General features: G+C 71.9%; 17 protein-coding genes. 7 read left to right on the top strand and 10 right to left on the bottom strand.

Annotation, left to right across the window (positions count from 1 at the left end):
• A complete protein-coding gene (locus ACQPZO_RS20320) occupies nt 1–543 on the top strand; it encodes an RloB family protein (RefSeq protein WP_433343140.1) in 543 nt (180 codons plus the stop codon).
• Between the two features lie 243 nt (nt 544–786).
• Entirely contained in the window at nt 787–1,485 is a 699-nt protein-coding gene (locus tag ACQPZO_RS20315; protein WP_433351111.1) for an HAD family hydrolase, read from the top strand.
• Between the two features lie 432 nt (nt 1,486–1,917).
• On the opposite strand, the gene ACQPZO_RS20310 is transcribed toward ACQPZO_RS20315, so the two are convergent.
• The 5 genes from ACQPZO_RS20310 to ACQPZO_RS20290 all read right to left on the bottom strand — a co-directional run bounded on the left by ACQPZO_RS20310 (nt 1,918) and on the right by ACQPZO_RS20290 (nt 4,863).
• The gene (locus ACQPZO_RS20310) at nt 1,918–2,190 is read right to left on the bottom strand and encodes a hypothetical protein (protein ID WP_433343138.1); all 273 of its coding nucleotides are present in this window, start codon (nt 2,188–2,190) and stop codon (nt 1,918–1,920) included.
• Nucleotides 2,191–2,411: 221 nt separating this feature from the next.
• Nucleotides 2,412–3,116, bottom strand: a complete 705-nt coding sequence (locus ACQPZO_RS20305; protein WP_433343137.1) for a VOC family protein — start codon at nt 3,114–3,116, stop codon at nt 2,412–2,414.
• 62 nt (nt 3,117–3,178) lie between these two features.
• The gene (locus tag ACQPZO_RS20300; protein WP_433343135.1) at nt 3,179–3,757 is read right to left on the bottom strand and encodes a DsbA family protein; all 579 of its coding nucleotides are present in this window, start codon (nt 3,755–3,757) and stop codon (nt 3,179–3,181) included.
• Between the two features lie 120 nt (nt 3,758–3,877).
• The gene (locus tag ACQPZO_RS20295; RefSeq protein ID WP_433343133.1) at nt 3,878–4,243 is read right to left on the bottom strand and encodes a VOC family protein; all 366 of its coding nucleotides are present in this window, start codon (nt 4,241–4,243) and stop codon (nt 3,878–3,880) included.
• Nucleotides 4,240–4,863 carry a TetR/AcrR family transcriptional regulator gene (locus ACQPZO_RS20290; protein ID WP_433343131.1) on the bottom strand — a complete coding sequence of 208 codons (624 nt, stop codon included), beginning with the start codon at nt 4,861–4,863 and terminating at the stop codon, nt 4,240–4,242. The genes ACQPZO_RS20295 and ACQPZO_RS20290 overlap by 4 nt, the downstream gene beginning before the upstream one ends.
• A gap of 280 nt (nt 4,864–5,143) precedes the next feature.
• Between ACQPZO_RS20290 and ACQPZO_RS20285 the strand changes: the two genes are divergently transcribed.
• Nucleotides 5,144–6,691, top strand: coding sequence for an N-acetylmuramoyl-L-alanine amidase (locus ACQPZO_RS20285; protein WP_433343129.1), 1,548 nt, complete (start codon nt 5,144–5,146; stop codon nt 6,689–6,691).
• A 343-nt stretch (nt 6,692–7,034) separates the two neighbouring features.
• Here ACQPZO_RS20285 and ACQPZO_RS20280 read toward each other — a convergent pair whose 3' ends face one another.
• The gene (locus ACQPZO_RS20280; RefSeq protein ID WP_433343127.1) at nt 7,035–7,211 is read right to left on the bottom strand and encodes a hypothetical protein; all 177 of its coding nucleotides are present in this window, start codon (nt 7,209–7,211) and stop codon (nt 7,035–7,037) included.
• A gap of 213 nt (nt 7,212–7,424) precedes the next feature.
• Entirely contained in the window at nt 7,425–8,222 is a 798-nt protein-coding gene (locus ACQPZO_RS20275; protein ID WP_433343125.1) for a maleylpyruvate isomerase family mycothiol-dependent enzyme, read from the bottom strand.
• Nucleotides 8,223–8,315: 93 nt separating this feature from the next.
• Here ACQPZO_RS20275 and ACQPZO_RS20270 point away from each other — a divergent pair, with 93 nt between their 5' ends.
• Nucleotides 8,316–8,531, top strand: coding sequence for a hypothetical protein (locus ACQPZO_RS20270; RefSeq protein WP_433343124.1), 216 nt, complete (start codon nt 8,316–8,318; stop codon nt 8,529–8,531).
• Nucleotides 8,532–8,550: 19 nt separating this feature from the next.
• Here ACQPZO_RS20270 and ACQPZO_RS20265 read toward each other — a convergent pair whose 3' ends face one another.
• Nucleotides 8,551–9,705 carry a winged helix DNA-binding domain-containing protein gene (locus ACQPZO_RS20265; RefSeq protein ID WP_433343122.1) on the bottom strand — a complete coding sequence of 385 codons (1,155 nt, stop codon included), beginning with the start codon at nt 9,703–9,705 and terminating at the stop codon, nt 8,551–8,553.
• A 159-nt stretch (nt 9,706–9,864) separates the two neighbouring features.
• On the opposite strand from ACQPZO_RS20265, the gene ACQPZO_RS20260 reads away from it, so the two are divergent.
• Both ACQPZO_RS20260 and ACQPZO_RS20255 read left to right on the top strand, forming a co-directional pair.
• A complete protein-coding gene (locus tag ACQPZO_RS20260; RefSeq protein ID WP_405106563.1) occupies nt 9,865–10,623 on the top strand; it encodes a HipA family kinase in 759 nt (252 codons plus the stop codon).
• Nucleotides 10,620–10,988 (top strand): DUF3037 domain-containing protein, encoded by a 369-nt coding sequence (locus ACQPZO_RS20255; protein WP_433343120.1) that lies wholly within the window; start codon nt 10,620–10,622, stop codon nt 10,986–10,988. The genes ACQPZO_RS20260 and ACQPZO_RS20255 overlap by 4 nt, the downstream gene beginning before the upstream one ends.
• Before the next feature lie 64 nt (nt 10,989–11,052).
• Here ACQPZO_RS20255 and ACQPZO_RS20250 read toward each other — a convergent pair whose 3' ends face one another.
• Both ACQPZO_RS20250 and ACQPZO_RS20245 read right to left on the bottom strand, forming a co-directional pair.
• Nucleotides 11,053–14,946, bottom strand: coding sequence for a S8 family peptidase (locus tag ACQPZO_RS20250; protein ID WP_433343118.1), 3,894 nt, complete (start codon nt 14,944–14,946; stop codon nt 11,053–11,055).
• Between the two features lie 235 nt (nt 14,947–15,181).
• The gene (locus tag ACQPZO_RS20245; RefSeq protein ID WP_433343116.1) at nt 15,182–15,670 is read right to left on the bottom strand and encodes an N-acetyltransferase family protein; all 489 of its coding nucleotides are present in this window, start codon (nt 15,668–15,670) and stop codon (nt 15,182–15,184) included.
• Between the two features lie 109 nt (nt 15,671–15,779).
• Between ACQPZO_RS20245 and wrbA the strand changes: the two genes are divergently transcribed.
• Nucleotides 15,780–16,400, top strand: a complete 621-nt coding sequence (wrbA, locus tag ACQPZO_RS20240) for an NAD(P)H:quinone oxidoreductase (protein WP_433343114.1) — start codon at nt 15,780–15,782, stop codon at nt 16,398–16,400.
• Nucleotides 16,401–16,414 lie beyond the last annotated feature (14 nt).

The raw sequence follows: 16,414 nt of genomic DNA, 5'->3' as shown, positions 1-16,414 counted from the left end.
GTGTTCTGCGAGGGCGAGGCCTCGGAGCCCGACTACGTGAACGCACTGAAGCGACTTCCCCACGTACGCAGCAACACCTCCATCGACGTGGAGATCGATCCGGATCAGGGGGTGCCGCTCACCCTCGTGAAGCGAGCCGTCGAGCGGAGCCGGGACGACGAGGTCGACGAGTGCTGGTGTGTGTTCGATGTCGAGTGGCCGATGAACCATCCGCACCTTGATCAGGCCATCCGGCTGGCGGCCGAGCACGGCATCCGCCTTGCCATCTCCAACCCCTGCTTCGAGTTGTGGCTGATCCTCCACTTCGAGGATCAGACCGCCTTCATGGATACCAGCGTGGCCGAGCGCAGGAGCCGCAAGCTTGATGGGCGAGATGGCAAGCGCATCGATGCGGCTCGGTACATGGCATACCGACAACTGGCCGCCGGCCGCGCGGCTCTTCTGACCAAGCGCCACGAACGGGACGGGACCGTCTTCCCCGACGACAACCCCTCGTCCGGCATGCACGAACTGCTCGCCGCCATCGAGCCGCACTCACCTTGAGACGGGCACTTCGGTGCCCGGCCGTCGGCCTGCCCCGACCGGTCCAGCCGACCCGTGGCGGGCGGCGTCGGTCAGCCGATTGAGCATGGCGCTCGTCGTCGCAGTCATCGCGGCTGCTCCTCTCGTCGCGGGTCCGTCCCCTGGCGGTTCCCGTTCTGCCCGGCGTAAACCCGCATGCCCCGTTCCCGGGGCGGGCAGTACGGTGTCCCGGGTCATGCGGGAGGGAAGAACATGGGACACGCCATGGGGCGGCGCCGGGGCGCGCAGGTGATGGTCTTCGACGCCGACGACACGCTGTGGGAGAACAACGTGCTGTTCGAGCGGGTCATCCAAGACTTCCTCGACTGGCTGGACCACCCTACGCTCGACCGGGTCGAGATCCGGAAGGTGCTCGACGACGTGGAGCGGGCCAACGCCGTCGCCCACGGGTACGGCAGCAAGGTCTTCCTGCGGAGCCTGGGCGAGTGCCTGGAGCGGCTGCGCGAGCGTCCCGCCACCGACGCCGAGCGTCGGGAGATCGACCAACTGGCCGAGGCGCTCGTCGCGCACCGGGTCGAGCTGATGCCCGGGGTCGCCGAAACGCTCGACGCGCTGGCCGGGCGGCACCGGCTGCTGCTGCTCACCAAGGGCGACCGCGAGGAGCAGCAGCGCAAGCTGGACGCGTCCGGGCTGCTGCACCACTTCCACGCCGCGCACATCGTGCGGGAGAAGGACGCCGAGACCTACCGGTGGCTGGTCGGGGAGCACGGCTTCGACCCGGCTGCCGCCTGGATGATCGGCAACTCCCCGAGGTCGGACATCCTGCCGGCCCGGGCGGCCGGGATGCGGGCGGTGTTCATCCCGAACGAGAACACCTGGGTACTGGAGCACGACGACCTCGACCCGACGGACGCCGGGGTGCTCCGGCTGGCCGCCTTCCCGGAGCTGCTCCGGCACTTCTGACGCACTCGTCCGGCTTTCGCGAACCACCCGGACGGACCCGCTCCCGGTGGGTAAAGCGCCGGGACCGCTGACCGTGTTACGGGTACATGCCGGTATTCGGCATTGACATCAATCATCCCCGTCTGGCGGCGGGAAATCTTGTTCAACCTGTGGCGACGGACCTAGCCTTGGCCGGCGCTCGCGGCTCGTCGGGGTGGGTCGGGGGCGTGCCGAAGTCCGGCGGCGGAGCACCGTGGAGCTGAGGTGCGGGCGGGCTGGCTCGCCGCGTTGAGCCCGGCGTGGGCGGCGTGCCGCGCGCACGCGCTCGTCGCGGCGGATTCCGCTGCCATGCCGGACGACGGCTGGTGGGTCAGGGCCGGGGAGTTGCGGACCCGGTCCTGACCCGAGCCGACCCGGTGGGCCGACGCCGCCGGTCGGGGCCGGCGACCGTGGTCAGATCTCGTCCCGGACGATCGCCACCGCCACCCGGCAGAACTCGTCCATGTCCGGCTGGAAGCCGGCGGCGATGTCCGGGTGCAGCCCGGACCGGGTCTCGTCCAGCAGCCGCTGGCAGACCTGCTCGACCGGCTCGCCCGCGTAGCTGACCCGGATCCGTTCGGTGGCCGCCTGCAGGGCCGAGGTCAGCTGATCCTCCAGCGGGCCCCGCAACTTCTGCTGCACGGGGTCGAGCCCGCTCGGGTCGAGCGTGACATGTGGCTCCGACATCGGCGCTCCCTTCGTCGGCGTCGCGGTACCCCACCGCGGGCGTCGGTCAAACCACGGCCGGCACGGCGGCCACCCGTACCTGGTAGGAGATCCTCGCCGTCAACGATCCTGCCCAACCGGTGGACCGGCAGCGGGGGGATCGCTCGATTACCCACCGATCGGGCAGGCAGGGGCCGGCCGGAGGGGTATCGACTTCGACGGCGACGCGCTGGCGGCCGCGCTCAGGGCCTGGGGCGCGGCGCGAAGGCGCAGAACTCGTTGCCCTCCGGGTCGGCCAGCACCCACCAGCCGATGTCGGCGTCGGGCTCGCGTAGCAGCGTCGCGCCGGCGGCGATCAGCCGGGTGGCGTCGGGGCCGGTCAGGTCGACGTCCCAGTGCACCCGGTTCTTCACCCGCTTGCGCTCCGGCACCGCGTCGAAGACCCACTGGTCCCAGGGGAAGCCCGCCGCGCCGACGACGGAGGCGACGCCCTCCGCGGTGGTTTCCACCCGGCCGCCGACGATCCCCGCCCACCAGGTCGCCTGGGCGACCGGGTCGGCGCTGTCCACCGCCAGCTCGAACGGCCCCGGGCGGGAGCCCTCCCGGGGGGCGAAGGCGCAGAACTGGTTGCCCTCCGGGTCGGCCAGCACCCACCAGCTCACTTCCACGTCCGGCTCGCGGACCAGCCGGGCCCCGGCCGCCAGCAGCTCCGTCGGCTCCGGCCCGGCCAGCCGCAGGTCGAGGCGCACCCGGGTCTGGGCGGCGCGCGGCTCGGGCACCCGGTTGACCCAGATCGACTCGGCGCCGGGGCCACCACCCCGGGGGTCGACCCGGGCGTCCCCGTCGCCGGTGTCGACCACCTCGCCGTCGAGCACACCGGCCCAGAAGCCGGCCAGCCCGAAAAGGTCGTTGGCGTCCATGCAGAGGTCCTTGAAGCGCGCGATCATCCGGCCATCATGCCGGCCGGGTCCGACGCCCACCGCCCCTGTCGTGGCGGACGCCGCGATCGTCAGCGGCGGCCCCGCTTGATCTCCTGGAAGGCCGGCAGTCGCAGCAGCGGCAGCAGCGAGTCCCACACGGTCAGCGCGTCGTCGGTGCCGGGGACCTCGGTCAGGATCGGGCCGTGGATGCCGCGCTCCGCGCCGGGCACCGTCAGCACCGGCGAGCCGATGTCCGGGCCCGCCGAGGAGTACGCCAGGGCGTGCGACTCGCGTACCGCCTCGTCCCAGCGGTCGTCGTCGAGGGCCGGCGCGGCGGCGGTGAGGCCGGCCGCCTCCACGGCCGCGTCGACCAGCTTGTCCGACAGCGGGTTGCCGGCGTCGTGGGTGCGCGCGCCCAGCTCGGCGTAGAAGCGGCCGGCGTCGTCGCCGCGGCCCTCGGCGCGCAGCGCCTCCACCAGCCGCAGCGCCCGGCCGGAGGCGGCCATCGCCTCGGCGAACTGCGGCGCCACCTTCCCCTCGTTGAGGATGGTCAGGCTGAACGACCGCCACTCGACGGTCAGCTCGCGGGCGTCGGCCACGGCCACCAGCCAGCGCGAGGTGCGCCAGGTCCACGGGCAGGCGGGGTCGAAGAAGAAGGTGGCGTCCATCGGCCGAGCGTACGGCGGGACGGGCCGGACCGCAGCGGGCCACGGTCGCCCGACACCGGGACGGGTGGCCTGCCCGCCCGGCCGCTCAAGACCACCGGCGGCGTCGCCGCCAGCGGAGGGTCACGCAGGTGACATGAGTTCGTAGAGGTTGCCGGCGTCGTCGGTGAAGTAGAGGCCGCGGGCGCTCAGCGCGTGATCGGTGCGGCCGTTGTCGGGCTCGTCGGGTTCGCTGCCATAGGGCACGCCACCGGCGTGCAGCCGGGCGAGGACCTGGTCGAAGGTTGCCGGGTCGACGTCGAACGCCACGTGCAGGCCGACCGGCCGGTCGACGGTCATGAAGTCGAGGGTGAGCTGCTCGTTGACCCGTACCGGCGCGAAGTGGCGGACCCTGCCGGAGTAGGGCAGCCCCATGATGCCGGCGAAGAACACAGCGGCCCGCTCGTTGTCGACGGCGGGCACGATGGCGTGGTTCAGCGTGATGCTCATGCGCTTCCTCCGGCGATGACAGCGGCGTCGGCCGCGGAGCCCACCACGCCGTGCAGGAACACGTCGACCAGCGTCTCGATCGGGGTCTCGGCGCCCCCGGGTGCTCCCCGCCGGCCGAACAGCATGCCGAGGAAGAGGACGGCGAGTTGTTCGACCGGCAGTCGCAGCGCGGCCCGGTCGGGTTCCAGCAGCCGGACCACGGCCTGCTGGGTGCGCCCGGTCGCGGTGGTCCGGTCGCCGGTCGCGCTGCGCTGGCCTCGACGGCCGGCCGCGTGCACCGCGTCGATCACCGCACCCATCCGTTCCAGGTAGGCCTGCAGGGTCGCCGCGACCTCGGCCAGCCGGGCGGCCAACGGCTGATCCAGCGGCACGGCGTCGAGCTCGGCCAGGACGTGATCATTGCGCAGAGCCGCCGTCACGCAGGCGTCCAACAACTCGTCCTTGTCAGCGAAGGCGCGAAAGACTGTCGCCTCGCCGATCCCGGCTGCCCTCGCGATCTGCAGGGTGCTGACCGCGGCGCCGTGCTCGACCAGCAGCGGCAGCGCCGCCGCCACGATCATCTCGCGTCGGCGTTCCGGACTCATTCCCGGCGCTCGGCGCCGGGCCGAGGTCTCCGTCATGCCCCCATGCTACGGAGTGAGGACTCACTCCGGCAAGGCCGCGCCACCATGGTCCGGCCCCGGGTGGTCGCCACCGGGCTGACCGACGAGCCGATCCTGGCCGGTGGCGGGGTGCCCCAGGCGGCACGCCGCTGTTGTCCCAACGCCCACGAAATGAAGGAATTCTTCATCATCATCAAGCCCGATGCAAGGTCTCGACATAGACGGAAGTCGCGCTATATGGTGCGGCGACCCGGGCGACATGATTGCAGTCGCCCTTTGTAGTCGACGAGGAGTGACGGTGACTGTTCGGAGACCCTCGCGTCGGGTGAGCCAACTGCTCGGCGGCGCAGCGATTTTGATGATCGGCCTGACCAGCCAGCCGGCCCAGGCCGCGCCGCAGCAGGGCGCGGAGACGCTCGCCGCCGCCTTCGACCAGGCTTCGGCCCGCTCCGACGTGCCGCGCGACCTGCTCGCCGCGCTCGGGTACGCGGAGACCCGGCTGGACGGTCACAACGGCGAGCCCAGTGCCTCCGGCGGGTACGGCGTGATGCACCTGACCAGCAACCCGAAGGTGCGGACCCTCGACGAGGCCGCGCGCCGTGCCCGACTGGACCGCACCGACCTGCGCACCAGCGACGCGGCGAACGTCGCCGGCGCTGCGGCGGTGCTCCGCTCGTACGCCGATCAGGCCGGGCTCACCGCGAAGCAGCGCGACGACGTCAACCAGTGGTACGGCTTGATCGCCCGCTACGGCGGCTCGTCGGACAAGGCCACCGCCCGGCTGTACGCCGACGCCGTGTACGACCTGCTCGGCAGCGGCTTCAGGGCGACCACGGCCACCGGCCAGGTCACCGTGGACGGCCGTCCGGTCGCGCCCCAGCGGGGCGACTACGCGGCGGTGGCGCCGCTGGGCGCCGCCGACATGGGCACCCAGAGCACCGACTACGGCCCGGCGGCCTGGGTGGCGGCGAACTCGTCCAACTACACGGCCTCCAGCCGCGAGTCGTCGTACCCGATCAACTACGTCATCATCCACACCATGCAGGGCAGCTACGCCGGCTCGATCAGCTGGTTCCAGAACGCCGCCGCCGGCACCAGCGCGCACTACCTGCTCCGCTCCTCCGACGGCGCGGTGACCCAGATGGTGCGGGACAAGGACGTCGCCTACCACGCCGGCAACTGGACCTACAACACCCAGTCGATCGGCATCGAGCACGAGGGCTACGTCAACAACGCCTCCTGGTACACCGACGCGATGTACCGGTCGTCGGCGGCGCTGACGCGGCACCTGTGTGACAAGTACGGCATCCCGAAGACCCGCAACAACATCATCGGTCACAACCAGGTGCCGGGCGCCACGCACACCGACCCGGGTCCGAACTGGAACTGGACCTACTACATGCAGCTCGTCACCGGCACCACCACGCCCCCGCCGACCTGGTCGACCATCGTGGACAACACCACCGCGGGCCGGTTCACCGCGAGTAGCAACTGGGGCACCTCGTCGTACTCGGCGCAGCGCTACGGCGCCGACTACCGGTTCGCCGACCCGGTCGCGGCCAGCGACACCGCCTGGTACAAGGTGAACATCCCGGCCACCGCCACCTACCGGGTGGAGGCCTGGTACCCGGCGGTCGCCGGTTACAACACCACCACGCCGTACGTCGTGGTGACCAGCAGCGGCAACCAGACGGTCCACCTGAACCAGACCGCCAACGGTGGTGGATGGCGCTCGCTGGGCAACTTCACCCTGGCCGCCGGGGACGCCAACAAGGTGGGTGTCAGCCGGTGGTCCGGCAACACCGGCCTAGTGATCGCCGACGCGATCCGCATCACCCGCGTCTAGCGCGGCAACGATCTCAGTAAGGAAGGGGCCCCTGTCAACGGATTCCGTTGGCAGGGGCCCATCTTTCATTACCGCCACGGCATCGCCCATGGGACGGCGGGCCCAGGGCCCCGGCAAAGTCGTGAGGGTCTCCGGCTTGGCAGGCATCCAGGGGATGCGCGCGCTGCCGACACCATCGGCCCCTGCCGGGTCGGTCTTTGCCGGTCGGCGTGCCCTGCGTTGGCCCCTTTGGAGCTGCCCCGTTTGTGCTGTCGGTGGAGTGGGAGCGTGGACGGGGCAGCTCCAAAGGGGCTGAAGGGCAGGTCCCCGATCGGGTGGGGGGCGGTGTCCTTGACGTTCACCGTCACGTACAGGCGACCGTCGGAGCCCCGCCGTGCACCCAGGCGCCCACGACGTCCCCGCGCGAATTGCTCAGGCTCCAACTGGTCGCCGCCTGCTTGGGTGCCGGAGCAACAGCCACCGCGCCGAGCATCGTGGCGACCCCGACCGCCGCAGCGGTGAAGAACCGACGAGTTCTCATGTCAAACCTCCATCTGCATCATTGCGAGACGGAATACTTCCCCAACGTCTCGCCCCACGCGTCAAACGAGGAGTTGACCTTCAGCTGGAACCCTGCGGCACCGGGGCCACGGCGACTACCACTACGGGTGTAGGCCAGCCTGTCGGTGACTCCAGCGGCACGGCCAGCGGTCGCGGTGCGCGGCGCCGGACTGGTGGGCCGGCTGTCTCCGTCCTACTCAGACGGGTCCCAGGCTATGAGCAGGTCGAACTGACGTCGGTCGCCCTCGAGCTTCAGGGAGTCCATCGGAATACGGCCGTAGAAGAGCAGGACCAGCTCACCGGCCGTGCCCCGCAGGGAGGCGTCGGCCGCATCCGGGTCCTCGCCGGCAGCGGTGGCGGGCATTGTGCCGGGCGTGGCGATGCGGGTGTTCCGTGCGCCGTCGGCGGCGAGCGAGAGGCGCCAGGATCGGCCCTCGGTGGCGTGGTAGTCGACGGCAGCGGGCTCGTGCGGCCAGGCCCCCGTCGTCGCGACGCAAGTGGACAGGAACTCGTCGACACCGTCGAGTGCCACCTCGTCCGGCAGTGGCTGCGGTGCGCCCAGGGTGATCTGGGCGTCGTAGGTATGCACCGCGATCTCTTGGAGCTGGTGCCGGGCGACGGCACCGCAGGTCTGCGGCGACTGCGAATCACCCCACCAGGTCCAGCAGCCGTGATCCGGGCCGGCCTCGCGCAGTGTGTCCAGTAGCTGCTGCGTCGATGCGGCCAACCAGGCCAGCAGAGCCTCGCGCTCCCGAGGCGCAGCCGGGCCTTTCGATTCGGACTTGGCCGCGGCGGCAGGCCCTGCGGTGACGGTGGCGGCCCAGGAGCGGCGTCCCTCGCCCAAGTGCTGCGCCAGATCGAACAGCGTCCACTCGGGGCAGGTCGGCACCTGCACGTCGAGGCTGGGCGCGGAGGCGACCGCAGTGCGGAAGGCGGCCGACCGTTCATCGATCAGCCGGAGCAGAACGGGAAACTCCAGAGTCTTTTCCACCCCGGCTGTCTATCACCATGCCCCGACAACCGGACAGCGATTTCACAGCCGACACGGCGGGCGACGCGGCACTGACCGCGCGCCCTGACCGCCATGCGCCTCGGCGACCACCACCGGGCCGCCACTATCCACCGGCGGGCCACCGGCGGCGACGGCTGGCATCTGCTCCCCGCCGAACACCGGGCCGCCCACCTGATCGACATCACCCGCGCCCACCTCGACCTCGGCGACCCCCACGCCGCCGGCCGCGCCCTCGTCACCGCCGACGTGGCCCGCCTCGCCGCCATTGTCGGACTGACCCGGCAATGACCACACCGAACACGGCGGGTCAGGCGTTGGCCCACTCGACGGCCAGGGGCAGCCCGATGAACGCCGCGTACGCCTCCAGTGCCGCGTCGACGCGGGCCCGGGTGGCGAGGTCGAGGTCGACCAGCGGGCGCGCCGCGACCTTCACCTTCGTCTTGGTCAGCGTCCGCTTCCAGGTGCCGACCACCCGGCCGCCGCGCACCACCGTGGACTGGAAGACCCCGTTGGCGCCGGGGATGATCGCCTGCTTGTGCGCCGCGTCGAGCATCAGCGCCCGGTCCTTGTAGCCCAGCAGGTATTCGTCGAAGCCGGGCAGGGTGTGCACGTCGTCGACCGGCTCCCGGGGCGCGTCGAGCAGGGCCGGGTCGACCACCGACTCGACCCCGTCGACCGTCACGGTGGTCAGCGCCGCCCCGGCGGCGGCGATGCCCCGCTTGGCGTCGGCGGCGGTCAGGCCCGTCCAGCCGGCGAAGTCCTTCCGGGTGGTGGGGCCGTGGCTGCGGAAGTAGCGCAGCGCCAGGATGCCCAGCGCCTCGTCGCGGTCGGGCCGGTGCGGGTCGGGCACCCACTCGTCGAGCAGGGCGAAGGTCTGCTCGGTGCCGACGTGCGGGGCGATGCAGGTGACGCCGCGCTGGGCCGCGTACCAGATCAGGTGGTAGCCGCGCTGCTCGGTGGTGTCGAAGCCGGCCGCGTTGAGCGTGCCCAGGCATTCCGAGCGGGTCATCCGGACGCCGCCGGCCAGCGCCTCGCCGAGCACGTCGGCGGCCCGGTCGGCGTCTTCCAGGCTGAGGCCGAGGCTCGCCCGCCGGGGCCCGGCGGCGTCCAGGATGCGCACCCCGGTCACCTCCAGCATCCAGCGGGCGTCCCGGGCAGGCACCAGGTGCACGGTGCCGCGCATCGGCCAGGTGCGCAGCGCCTCCCGACGCTCCAGCGCCTCCCGCACGTCGGCCTGCGTCCAGCCGGGCAGCCGCAGCCCGAGCGACCACAGGCCGCTCGCCATGTCCTGCGCCTGCATCGCGCCGAACCACTCGACCACGCCGGCCACGTCGGTGGGCCGGGCGGTGGGGTGGGGGCGCAGCAGCAGGCTGGTCGTCCGCAGCGCGAGCGCCTCCGCGTCGGTCAGTGCCGCCGAACCGGCCGGTGTCGCCGTCCTCGTCCTCGCCCCGCTCGTTGCCACGTGGTCAGCCGCCTTCCGTCCGGGTCGGCGGTCAGCATAGGACCGGGCACCGACACCCCGCCGGGCCCACTTGCCCGGCTGCCGGAGCGGGCGGTGCGCGGTGAGCTGCGGGGCGGGCCCGTACGGTCGCCCCCGTGCCGGCCCGGTTAGGGTGGGTTCGTGCTCCGTCAGGTAACCGGGATCCGGTATGTCACCCCACTGCGCGAGGGCGGCTCGCTGCCCGGTGTGGTCGAGGCCGACGACCTCGGCACGTACGTGGCGAAGTTCCGGGGCGCGGGGCAGGGGCCGAAGGCGCTGGTCGCCGAGGTGATCTGCGGCGAGCTGGCCCGTCGGCTCGGGCTGGCGGTGCCCCGGCTGGTGGTCCTCGGCATCGACCCGGTGATCGGCCGGGCCGAGCCCGACCAGGAGGTGCAGGAGCTGCTGCGCGGCAGCGGCGGGCCGAACCTCGGGATGGACTTCCTGCCCGGCGCGCTCGGCTACGACCCGGTGGCGCACCCGGTCGACCCGGCGCTGGCGTCCCGGGTGCTGTGGTTCGACGCGTTCACCGAGAACGTCGACCGGAGCTGGCGCAACCCCAACCTGCTGATCTGGCACCGCGAGCTGTGGCTGATCGACCACGGAGCCTGCCTGTACTTCCACCACAACTGGCCGCGTGCCGAGGCTGCGGTGCACCGGGCGTACCGGGCCGATGATCACGTGCTCGCCCCGTACGCGAGCCGGCTGGCCGAGGCGGACGCGGACCTGACGCCCCGGGTCACCCCCGGGCTGCTGGCCGAGGTGCTGGCCCTGGTCCCCGACGCCTGGCTGGCCGGGCCGGACTTCGACTCCGCCGATGCGGCCCGCGCCGCGTACGTCGACCACCTCACCCGCCGGGTCGCGCGCACCGCCGACTGGCTGCCGCAGGGGAGTCCCGCGTGAGAGAACCCTTCGAGTACGCGGTGATCCGGCTGGTGCCCCGGATCGAGCGCGGCGAGCAGATCAACGTCGGGGTGATCCTGTACTGCCAGGGGCGGGACTTCCTCGCGGCGCGTACCCATCTGGACGCCGACCGCGTCCGGGCCCTCGCGCCGGACGTGGACCTGGCCGAGGTCGCGGCGGCGCTGGGTTCCTGGGACCGGACGTGTGCCGGGGACGGGCCGTCGGGGCGGATGAAGCGCGGGGAGCGGTTCCGCTGGCTGGCCGCGCCGCGCAGCACGATGATCCAGACCAGCCCGGTGCACACCGGGCTGACCGCCGACCCGGCGACGGATCTGGACCGGCTGTTGGACGCCCTGGTCCGCTGACCGGGCTCCCTGACGGTGGTGGGGTGCGGACGGGATATCCGACCGCACCCCACCACCGGGAGAGCTACCGGAGGGCGTATGCCCGCTGGACGGTCTGCTCGGTTCGGTTGCCGTCGGCGTCCCAGGCGTTGACGTTCAGCCAGACGTAGCCGTCCGTGCTGGACAACGCCGGGTGAACGGTGCGGACGTTGAACTTCCCGCCGCCGGTCGACACCGCCCGCGCGGGGTGCCAGGTGGCCCCTCCGTCAGTCGACGTCGAGACGGACATCCCCTTCACCCGCGACCTGTCGGGGGTGAGCCCGTGCGCGGCCGCGGTGATCGTGAACTGGTGTCCCCGACCGGCCTTGGCCTGGTTGTTCAGATCCAGGGCCAGGTCGTAGTCGAGTTGCAGCACCGGCTGGAACGCGCACGACCCGGTGCCGATCGGACAGATGTACTCGGCTGGGGCGCCCTTCACCGGGGTCTGCGAGCGGAAGGTGTAGACGGAGTCCACCCGGGGGGCGAGGGTCTGGACCGAGTTGAGTCCGTACCCGGTGTCCGTGGTCTCCAGGCGGTAGACGCCCGGCCCGGCCGGTAGCTGGAAGCGGCGCGGGGACGAGGCCAGCGGTGGGATCACCACGCCGTTGCGGGTCAGCTTCCAGGTGCTGTTGGCGGTGGACGCGACCATGCTGTGTCCGGCGGTGCCGTCCAGCCAGTACTGCCCGGCGAGGAAGATGTCGCCGTCCCGGCAGAACCCGCAGGTGTTCTGCCGCACCACGGGGGACGTGACCTCGAGCGCCCCGATCCGGACGGGCGCGGCGAACCACGACTCGTCCCGGCTGCGGGTGCCCGCCCGGAAGTAGTCGTCCGAGGTCCACCAGAACTGTTCCTCACTGCCGGCCTGGGTCTTGCCGACCTGCACGATGTACCGCAGCCACTGCAGGTGGTCACCCTCACCGACGTACTCGGTACGTGCGGTCGGGCCGGGGAACCGCCAGGTGCTCTGCGAGGACCACGGGTCCCTCGGACCCAGCGTCCCCCAGATCGAGTCGAACATGTGCGGCTTGTCGGCGTGGTAGGTCGTCGTCAGCTTCACCATCGCCTTCGGGTCCACCGGCCGTTCCGGCGTGCCCGGCACGCCGTTGGGGTGGTCCCGACGCAGGTGGTAGACGTACGACGGGCCGCTGGTGCCGCCCAGGGTGACGGTGCTCCTGCCGCGCCTGCGCAGCGACTCACCCTCGTCGCGGGACAGGGTGAGGGCGAGCATCGTGTCGGTGCTCGGCACGAAGTTGCCCAGCAGCGCGGGAGCCTTCGCGACGTCCACATAGATCAGGGCGAGTCCGGCCCCCGCGGCTGCCGCGTTGTCCCGTGCCGCACGCGCCGCGTTCTGCGCCTGTACGTGCCGCCACGGCCACTCCATGTCCGTCGGGATCTGGATCCGGATCAGCGCCGCCTTGCCCTTGACGCCGGCCGCGGCCAGTTCCTGCGGGCTGCCGGCACCGGCGAACACCATCGGCAGGTTTCGCTTCTTGCCGTCCAGGTGACCGCTGGCGGACAGCAGGTCGTAGTCCGGTGCGAGCCGGCCCCCGCCCCGCACCCGCAGGTCCACGAGCGCCTCGGACAGGGTCCACTGGTTGTGGAACTCGAAGAAGCCGATCTTCACCGGCTTGGTCGGCGTGGCGTAGCCCTCGTACTGGCTGCCGCCGATGAGCATCGAGAACGGCAGCACCGAGCCGTCGGCCAACCCGCGCAGGGTGCCGTAGCTGACGCTCGGCATGTCGGTCGGCGCGGCCGTAGGCGGCCGGACGTTGACCGCCGTGCGGGCGTCCAACGTCACCGTGGTCGGCCCGTCGACCTGCACCTCGGTCTCGGTCATCAGCGTCGCCCGCCGGACGTCCTCCTCGTGCTCCATCATCGCTACCTGGATGTCGTACACCCCGACCGGTAGCAGCATCGTCACGACACCGTCGCGGGCCATCTCGTAGTACGCCGGCAGCGTCATCGGGTCGTTGTCGACCGGGTTGTCGACCCGGATCGCGCCCACCGTCTGCGGGCGTGGGGTATCGCCCCGCGAGCCGATGAGCCGGACGGTCACCGGCTGCATCGCGGTCTCCTTGTACCAGGACACCCCGGTACGCAGCGACACGGAGCCGTCGGCGGTCTTGGCGAGCAGCATGCCGCCGTACCCGCCGGTAGGGACGGCCTTCGGGTCCACCGTGAGCGACACCTCGGCGGTGCCCTTCGCCGGCACGACCACGCTGGTCGCTGAGAGCGCGGCGGAACCGGCGGGCATCGGCTTGCCGTCGAACGCCTTCACGTCCAGCGCGAGGCCCAGCGTGACCGGGGCGGCACCGGAGTTGGTGTAGGAGACCTTGCGCTCGATCGGCGCCGGCGCGTCGGCGATCCTGCCGACGTTGACCGTGGCCGTGCCGTAGACGCGCTGCTGGAGGGCGCGCGGGACGTCCAGCCGCCCCGTGCCGCCCTGCCACCACGCGTAGGCGCCGGCCTTGGTGCTGGTCACCAGCGCGTCCTTGAGCTGCGCCGCGGTCCAGTCCGGGTTGGCCTGGGCGAGCAGCGCGGCGGCGCCGGCGACGTGGGGGGTAGCCATCGAGGTGCCGCTGACCCGGGTGTACTGCCCTTCCACTGCCGGCCAGGGGGAGCCGGCCGCGCGGGCCGCCACGATGTCGGTGCCCGGCGCGGTGATCTCCGGCTTGACCGCGGCGTCGCCGTAGCGGGGGCCACGGTTGGAGTACGGAGCGAGCGCGTCTGCCTTGTCGACCGCGCCGACGGTCAGCGCGCTGCTCGCCGCGCTGGGGCTGCCGATGGCGAGGTCGCCGTAGTTGTTGCCGGCGGCGACCACGAACAGCGCGCCGGTGGAGGCGGTCAGCGAGTCGACCGCCTGGCTCATCGGGTCGGTGCCGTCGGTGGTGTTGGGCGCCGACAGGCTCATGTTGACCACGTCGGCCCCCTGCGCGGTGGCCCACTCCATGCTGGCGATGATCCAGGAGTCCTGCCCGGACCCGCCGCGGTCGAGGGCCTTCGCGGAGAGCACCTTGGCGCCCGGTGCGACGCCCTTGTGACGCCCGCCGGAGGCGGCGCCGCTGCCGGCCACCGTGGAGGCCACGTGGGTGCCGTGGCCGTGGTAGTCGACCCCGTCCGCCTCGGGCGTGAAGTTGGCGATGCCGGCGATGTTGCCGGACAGGTCCGGGTGGGCCGGGTCGATACCGGTGTCGATCACCGCGACCTTCACGCCGGTCCCGGTGACGCCGGCCGCCCACGCGGCGGGGGCGCCGACCTGGGGCACGCTCTGGGCCAGGTTGACCGTGAACTTGCGGTCCAGCCAGACCTTCTCGACGCCCTTGCTGAGTGCGGCGCGGGCGGTGCGGTCGGTAGTGGCCGGGGCGAGCGCGTCCCAGAACTGCCGGGCGTCCGCCGTCGACACGCTCAGCGCGGCCCCGTCGATGCTCGCCAGGGTGCGCTCGTTCGCGCTGGCCGGCAGCGCGTCGGCCTGCCGGGCCAGGGTCTTGGGGGCCGGGTCGCCCTGGAAGGTGACGATCACCGGCAGGGTCTTCGCGGTTCCGGTGATTCCCTGGCGGACCAGTTCGCGGACGTTGAACAGGTCGCGCTCCAGGAAACCGGAGGTCACGTACGGTGCCGCGTCGGACGGGATGACGAACAGGTCGTCGCCGCTGCCCTGAACGGTGAACGTGGCGGACCGGGTCGGATCGTCGGCGGCGTCGACGGCGTACGTCGATCGGCCGTCGGCGCCGGTGGTCACGGTGACCGTGTCGCCGGTGAGCAGCGGTACGCGGTGGGTGCCGATCTCTCCCGGTTCGGGTTGTGGGGCCGACGGGGCTGTCGGGGGTGGCGGACCGTCTGGTGTGGCTGGTTCGGCGAGCGCTGGGTGGGTTGAGGTCAGGACCAGAGCCGTGCCGGTGACGGCGGCGGCGAGAGCACGGGTGAACCGCGCAGCAAACATTGACAGCCTCCTTGCAAGGTGGCCCGAAGCTACCGCAGCCCACCCGGCACTGTGAAGATCTATCTCTGACGTTTTCCCTGGTAGGGGGCATCTTTTGTGATCCACTCTGGATAAATGATGATCACCAATGGTTCGTGGTGGACCGAAAGCATCCGTAGCTTCCACAGCGGATAAGTCGGTTTACGGAACCGGTTCCGGCGCGGCGTCGATGTTGGCGGGCCCGGCCGCTGACCGGTCAGAGTCGGCGGTGCATGACGAGCAGGTCGACGTACCCCCGGCTCGGGTGCCGGAAGCCCTCGGGGATCCGGCCGACCACCGCGAAGCCGAGGGACCGCCACAGCGCCACCGCCCGCTCGTTGTCGGCCACCACCGCGTTGAACTGCATCGCCCGGTAGCCCTCGGCCCGGGCCAGGTCCAGCACGTGCACGCCCAGCGCCCGGCCCACCCCGCGCCCAGCGGCGGCCGGGGAGACCATGAAGCTCGCGTTGGCCACGTGGTCGCCGGGGCCGAGCTGGTTGGGGGCCAGCTTCGCCGTCCCCAGCACCGTCCCGGCGTCGTCGACGGCGACGACCGCGCGGGCGGGCGGGCCGGGCAGCCACAGCCGCCGGGCGGTCGCCTCGTCGACGTCCCGGGGCCAGGTGTACGTCTCACCGGCGGCCACGATCCGGCGCAGGAACGGCCAGATCTCGGGCCAGTCGGCGGCGGTGGCCTCCCTGATCGACATGCGTCGAGCATGTCAGCGCGCGGGCCGGCGGCGGCACCGGCCCGGCGTTTGCCGCCGAAGGGAACGGGTAGGCGCGGGAGCTGACCTGAATCGAGGAGAGGAACATCTGATGGACGGCCAGATCAAGGTCGCGGTGATCTACTACAGCGCGACCGGCATCACGTACCAGATGGCGGTCGCGGCTGCCGAGGCCGCCGGGGAGGCCGGTGCGGAGGTCCGCCTGCGCAAGGTGCGTGAGCTGGCGCCGGACGAGGCGATCCGCTCCAACTCGGGGTGGCAGGCGCACCGTCTGGAGACCCAGGAGGTCATGGAGGCCGAGCCCGACGACCTGTCCTGGGCCGACGTGGTGATCTTCGGCTCGCCGACCCGGTACGGCATGGTCGCCGCGCAGCTCAAGCAGTTCATCGACACCACCGGCCCGCTGTGGGCGCAGGGGGCGCTGGCCGACAAGGTCTACTCCGCGTTCACCTCGACGGCGACCACCCACGGCGGGCAGGAGTCCACGCTGCTGTCGCTGCTGACGGTCTTCTACCACTGGGGCGGCGTCGTGGTCACCCCCGGCTACACCGAACCGAGCCAGTTCATCGCCGGCAACCCGTACGGCGCCTCGCACACCAGCAACAACGGCGAGGTGGCCCCGGACTCCGTGGCGCTCGGCGCGACGGCGCTGACCGCGAAGCGGGCGGTGCGGATCGGCGCGGCGCTGAAGAAGGGCATGGCCGCCGGCTGACTCCTTCCGTTCGG

Origin of the sequence: Micromonospora sp. CA-111912, assembly GCF_050948415.1 — a bacterium.
GTDB lineage: Bacteria > Actinomycetota > Actinomycetes > Mycobacteriales > Micromonosporaceae > Micromonospora.
This window is presented reverse-complemented; position numbering and strand designations above follow the sequence as displayed.